General features: G+C 64.5%; 4 protein-coding genes. 2 read left to right on the top strand and 2 right to left on the bottom strand.

Features of this window, described 5'->3' with window-relative positions:
• Positions 1-77 precede the first annotated feature (77 nt).
• Complete coding sequence (locus ACLQ7E_RS02820; protein WP_411731031.1) at positions 78-416, bottom strand: YciI family protein; 339 nt, start codon at positions 414-416, stop codon at positions 78-80.
• A gap of 279 nt (positions 417-695) precedes the next feature.
• Complete coding sequence (bcp, locus tag ACLQ7E_RS02815) at positions 696-1,172, bottom strand: thioredoxin-dependent thiol peroxidase (protein WP_411731030.1); 477 nt, start codon at positions 1,170-1,172, stop codon at positions 696-698.
• Positions 1,173-1,473: 301 nt separating this feature from the next.
• Here bcp and ACLQ7E_RS02810 point away from each other — a divergent pair, with 301 nt between their 5' ends.
• Both ACLQ7E_RS02810 and ACLQ7E_RS02805 read left to right on the top strand, forming a co-directional pair.
• Positions 1,474-3,207 carry an ABC transporter ATP-binding protein gene (locus ACLQ7E_RS02810; RefSeq protein ID WP_411731029.1) on the top strand — a complete coding sequence of 578 codons (1,734 nt, stop codon included), beginning with the start codon at positions 1,474-1,476 and terminating at the stop codon, positions 3,205-3,207.
• A 36-nt stretch (positions 3,208-3,243) separates the two neighbouring features.
• Positions 3,244-5,283: an ABC transporter ATP-binding protein gene (locus ACLQ7E_RS02805; RefSeq protein WP_411731032.1), complete on the top strand. Its 2,040-nt coding sequence runs from the start codon at positions 3,244-3,246 to the stop codon at positions 5,281-5,283.
• Positions 5,284-5,404: the final 121 nt, after the last annotated feature.

Genomic DNA, 5,404 nt, shown 5'->3' with positions numbered 1-5,404 from the left:
GCGTGGATGCGATCCGCGCCGGTGCCGCCGTCTGTGGGGATGCCTGGCTCGGGACTTCTCCTCCGCGATGCGGGCGGCTAGCTCTGAGGGTCGTACATGAACTCGCGGAGCTCCTGCGAGCAACGGCAGGCCACCGCGATCTTGCTTGCCCACTCGACCGCGTCCTCGCGCGTCGGCAGCTCCAGCACGGTGAACCCGCCCCTGAGTTCGGAGCCCGGATAGATCTCGGTGCTCACCGACCCGTCGGCGGAGACCAGTACGGGGTCGGCTTTCTCCTCGATCCCGCCGCCGAATACGTAGACGCCGGCGGCCTTCGCCTCCTCGATCACAGCGTGGGATTCGGAGGAGACGATCGGGAACTCCTCGTCCGTGAGCACCATGGCTTCGCTCGGGAAGGAGATGAGGTATTTGGTCATGTATCGATGGTGCACCGCGGGCGGGCCGGACAGCAACGGCTGTGGATTGGTTGAAGGGAACCATTCGGCCCCTCTGGGAGCGTCCCGGTATGGGCAACGTCGAACGTCTCGGCCGCACCCTGCAAACCGAATCGGCATGCCTGCAGATCTTCTATTCAAACCGAGACGGCCACGACGAACCTGCACCTTGGCTCGACTGCTGCAATCGATGATGCCACTGGGCACCGTGAAACCAACCCCCGATCAGCCGACCGTCACCAACGTCCTGGCCGAGTACAGCTAGACCCCGAGTTCCTCGCGAAGCCGGGCAACATGTCCGTCGGCCGCCACGTTGTACTCGGCCAGGGAAACGTTGCCTTCCGGGTCGACCACCACAGTGCTGCGCAGGATCCCGTTGAACTTCTTCCCGTTGAACTCCTTTTCCCCATACGAGCCGTAGGCCGTGGCCACCGTAAAATCGGGATCCGAAAGCAACGGGAAATTCAGCGACTCGGCCTCGGCGAACGACAGCAACGCATCGCCGGCATCCGGCGAGATGCCAAGGACCTCGTATCCGGCGGCCCGCAGCGAGTTCAGGTTGTCCCGGAAATCGCAGGCCTGCGTGGTGCACCCCGTCGTTGCGGCCTTGGGATAGAAGTACACGACGACGTTCTTGCCCGCATAGTCGCCCAAGGCAACCGGCGTGCCGTGCGCATCGGACAACATGAACTTTGGTGCGCGCTCGCCGACGACCAATGGCGTTGAAGACAAGTACATGAAGTTCTCCATTCGATCCAGCAAATTGTTGATGTCGTTTCCAGCCTATGGCCTTCGCGTGGACATCGACAGGGAATCGCGAAAAACCGTGCGCTGCAAGGCATGATGGTTGTCGTCGTCATTTCACCCCTACATCCTGCGATGTACACCCCCGGGAAAAATCAGTCTTAGGGAGGGTCAAACCGTGGGGAATCGAGGGTAGAGTGACCAATGCCCGGCTGAAAAACGCCGCGTTGCCGCACTCGCGGGACCACCAAACCATGGTGGATTCGTGCGGCTAAATTCATGAGGACACTGCCTGATGCTCTTAAAGCTCATACTTAGACATTCGAAACCCTACAAGTGGTGGATTGCCGCCGTGCTGTTCTTCCAGCTCGCCACCACGATCGCCACTTTGTACCTCCCCAGCCTCAACGCCCGCATCATCGACACCGGCGTGGTCAAGGGAGATACCGACTTCATCTGGCGCACCGGCGGCGTGATGCTGGCCGTCGCCTTTGTCCAGGTGCTCACGGCCATTGCCGCCGTGTACTTCGGGGCCAAGACCGCCATGGCCATCGGACGGGACCTGCGCCATGCCGTCTTTGACGCCGTCACCGGGTTCTCCGCCCAGGACGTCAACAAGTTCGGTGCCGCCACGCTGATCACCCGCGGCACCAACGACGTGCAGCAGGTGCAGATGCTGGTGCTGATGGGACTGAACTTCATGGTCTCCGCCCCCATCATGTGCATTGGCGGCATCATCATGGCGCTGCGCGAGGACGCCGGCCTGTCCTGGCTGGTCTGGGTCTCCGTGCCGGTGCTGCTGGTGGTCGTCGGCACCCTGGTCATCTTCCTGATGCCGCTCTTCCGCCAGATGCAGGACCGCATCGACGGGATCAACGGCGTGCTGCGCGAGCAGATCACCGGCATCCGCGTGGTGCGTGCCTTCGTGCGCGAACCCCACGAGACCGAGCGCTTCGAGGAGGCCAACGCCAAGCTCACCCGCGTGGGCGTGAAGGTCGGCAACCTCTTCGTGTTGATGTTCCCGCTGATCGGCATGATCCTGCACATCGCCACCGCCTCCGTGCTGTGGTTCGGCGGACACCGCGTGGAATCCGGCGCCATGCAGATCGGTGCGCTGACCGCCTTCCTGCAGTACCTGCTGCAGATCCTCATGGCCGTCATGATGGGAACCTTCATGGCCATGATGATCCCGCGCGCCATCGTCTGCGCCGAGCGCATCGACGAGGTCACCACGTTGGTTCCCAGCCTCACCGACCAGCACGAGCACGTCGCCGACATGGATGCGCCGGGAACCGTCGAGTTCCGCAACGTCACCTTCGGCTACCCCGGTGCCGAGGCGCCGGTGCTCAACGACGTCTCATTCACCGCCAAGCGCGGGGCGATGACGGCAATCATCGGATCCACCGGTGCGGGCAAGTCCACCCTGCTGAACCTGATCCCGCGGCTCTACGATGCGAAGGAAGGCCAGGTGCTGGTGGGCGGCGTGCCTGTCACCGAGCTGACCCGCGCCCAGCTGTCGGCCGCGGTGGCCACGGTCCCGCAGCGACCGTACCTCTTCTCCGGCACGGTGGCCTCAAACCTGCGGTTCGGCGCAGATGCCGCTACCGATGAGGACCTCTGGGATGCCCTGCGCACCGCCCAGGCGGAATCCTTCGTCGCCGCCCGCGAGGACGGACTCGAGGGCAGGATCTCCCAGGGCGGCACCAACGTCTCGGGCGGCCAGCGCCAGCGCCTGTGCATCGCCCGTGCGCTTGCCGCGAAGCCTGAGATCTACCTCTTTGACGATTCCTTCTCCGCCCTGGATGTGGCCACCGACGCGCGGCTGCGGGCAGCGCTGAAGGAACCGACCAGGGACGCGGCCGTGATCATCGTGGCCCAACGCGTCTCCACGATCACCGGGGCCGACCAGATCCTGGTCCTTGACCACGGCGAGATCGTGGCCCGCGGAACGCACGAGGAACTCCTGGAAACCTCGGAAACCTACCAGGAAATCGTGACAAGCCAGCTGGCAGTGGAGGAGGTGGCCTAAGTGGCAAAACGTACCAAGAAGGAATCAACCGCCGTCGTGGATCCGAACGACGAGATCGACGAATTCGACACGGCCGGGTCCTCGGACATGTTCGGGGATTCCGTCCCGGTCCGCAAGGCCAAGCACTTCTGGCCCTCGGCCAAGCGCCTGGTGGGGCTGCTGGCCCCGCAAAAGGTCGGCATGGCCGTGGTCCTGCTCCTGGCCTCCGCAGGGGTGGTGCTTTCGGTGATCGCGCCGAAGATCCTGGGCCAGGCCATGGACGTGATCTTCGCCGGCGCCATCGGCGGGCAAATGCCTGCCAACGTTCCGGTGGACCAGGTCATCGAGGGCCTGCGCGCCTCGGGGCAGAACGACCTGGCCGAGATGTTGTCCAAGATGAACCTCATCCCCGGTGTGGGCATCGATTTCACGCTGCTCAGCCGGTACATCCTGATCGTGCTGTCCATGTACTTCGTGGCGTCGCTGTTCATGTGGGCCTCGGGCTGGCTGCTGAACCGGCTGGTCATGAAGGTCGTCTACGGCCTGCGCCGGGACGTCGAGCACAAGCTCAACCGGCTGCCGCTGAACTACTTCGACACCCGCCAGCGCGGGGACCTGCTCTCCCGCGTCACCAACGACGTGGACAACATCCAGAACGCGCTGCAGCAGGCGATCAGCCAGCTGGTGCAGTCGCTGCTGACGGTCATCGGCATCATCATCATGATGTTCATCATCTCCTGGCAGATGGCGTTGATCGCACTGATCGCGCTGCCGCTCTCCGCCGTCGCCGCCGGCGTCATCGGCTCCCGCGCACAGGGCATGTTCACCGCGCAGTGGAAGAACACCGGCGCGCTGAACGGGCAGATCGAGGAATCCTTCTCCGGCCACGACCTGATGAAGGTCTTCGGCCGCGAGCAGGACATGCTGGAGCGCTTCCACGAGAAGAACGAGGAGCTCTACAAGGCCTCCTTCGGCGCCCAGTTCGTCTCCGGGATGATCTTCCCGGTCATGAACTTCATTTCCTACCTGGCCTACGTCGGCATTGCCGTGGTCGGCGGGTTGCGTGTGGCCTCGGGGCAGATGTCCCTGGGTGATGCCACCGCGTTCATCCAGTACTCGCGCGAGTTCACCCAGCCGCTGGGGCAGATGGCCGGCATGGCCAACATGCTCCAGTCCGGCGTTGCCTCCGCGGAACGCACCTTCGAGCTGCTGGATGCCGACGAGCAGGACGAGGACACCGTGACCGCGTCGCTTCCCGCGCGCACCGACGGCCACGTCGAGTTCGAGCACGTGACCTTCTCCTACTCAGCGGACAAGCCGTTGATCGAGGACCTGTCCTTCGAGGCGCACCCCGGGCACACCGTGGCCATCGTCGGTCCCACCGGCGCCGGCAAGACCACGCTGGTGAACCTGGTGATGCGCTTCTACGAGCTCAATTCCGGGCGCATCACCCTGGACGGGGTCGATGTCACGGCGATCAGCCGCGCGGACCTGCGCTCCAAGGTCGGCATGGTGCTGCAGGACGCCTGGCTCTTTGGCGGGTCCATCCTGGAGAACATCCGCTACGGGCGCCTGGACGCCACCGACGAGGAGGTCATGGCGGCGGCCAAGGCCACCTTCGTTGACAGGTTTGTCCGCGCGCTGCCCGACGGCTATGAGACGGTCATCGACGAGGAGGGCACCAACGTGTCCGCCGGCGAGAAGCAGCTGATCACGATCGCCCGCGCGTTCGTGGCCAACCCGTCGCTGCTGATCCTGGACGAGGCGACCTCGTCGGTGGATACGCGCACCGAGCTGTTGGTGCAGCACGCCATGGCGGCGCTGCGCAGCGACCGGACCAGCTTCGTGATCGCGCACCGCCTCTCCACCATCCGCGACGCCGACACCATCCTGGTGATGGAAGAGGGCAGGATCGTGGAGCAGGGCAACCACGAGGTGCTGCTCGCCGCACGCGGCGCGTACTACCGGCTCTACCAGTCGCAATTCGCCGGCCCGGTGGAGGACCCGGATGCGGAACCTGCAACAGGTGGCGCCCCGGTGCTGACGGGCATCGAGCCCGGCCAGGAGCCGGGGACCGAGTTGGAGATGAAGGGCTAGTGTCCTGCGCCTGAAGTTCGCTTCAGAAGTCGGCCCAGTGACTCGAGGATCTGTTCGGCGGACTTCGTCCAGATGAACGGCCGCGGGTTTTCGTTCCAGGCCTTGACCCAGGCCCGGATGT

The sequence above is a fragment of the Paeniglutamicibacter sp. genome (genome assembly GCF_046714615.1).
Taxonomy (GTDB): Bacteria; Actinomycetota; Actinomycetes; order Actinomycetales; family Micrococcaceae; genus Paeniglutamicibacter.
The sequence above is the reverse complement of the archived record's forward strand: the minus strand, read 5'-3'. Positions and strand labels throughout refer to the sequence as shown.

Bases quoted from the DNA above. Each gene is read 5' to 3' on its own strand.
- ACLQ7E_RS02820 (WP_411731031.1), bottom strand. From the start codon at position 416: ATGACCAAATACCTCATCTCCTTCCCGAGCGAAGCCATGGTGCTCACG.
- bcp (WP_411731030.1), bottom strand. From the start codon at position 1,172: ATGTACTTGTCTTCAACGCCATTGGTCGTCGGCGAGCGCGCACCAAAG.
- ACLQ7E_RS02810 (WP_411731029.1), top strand. From the start codon at position 1,474: ATGCTCTTAAAGCTCATACTTAGACATTCGAAACCCTACAAGTGGTGG.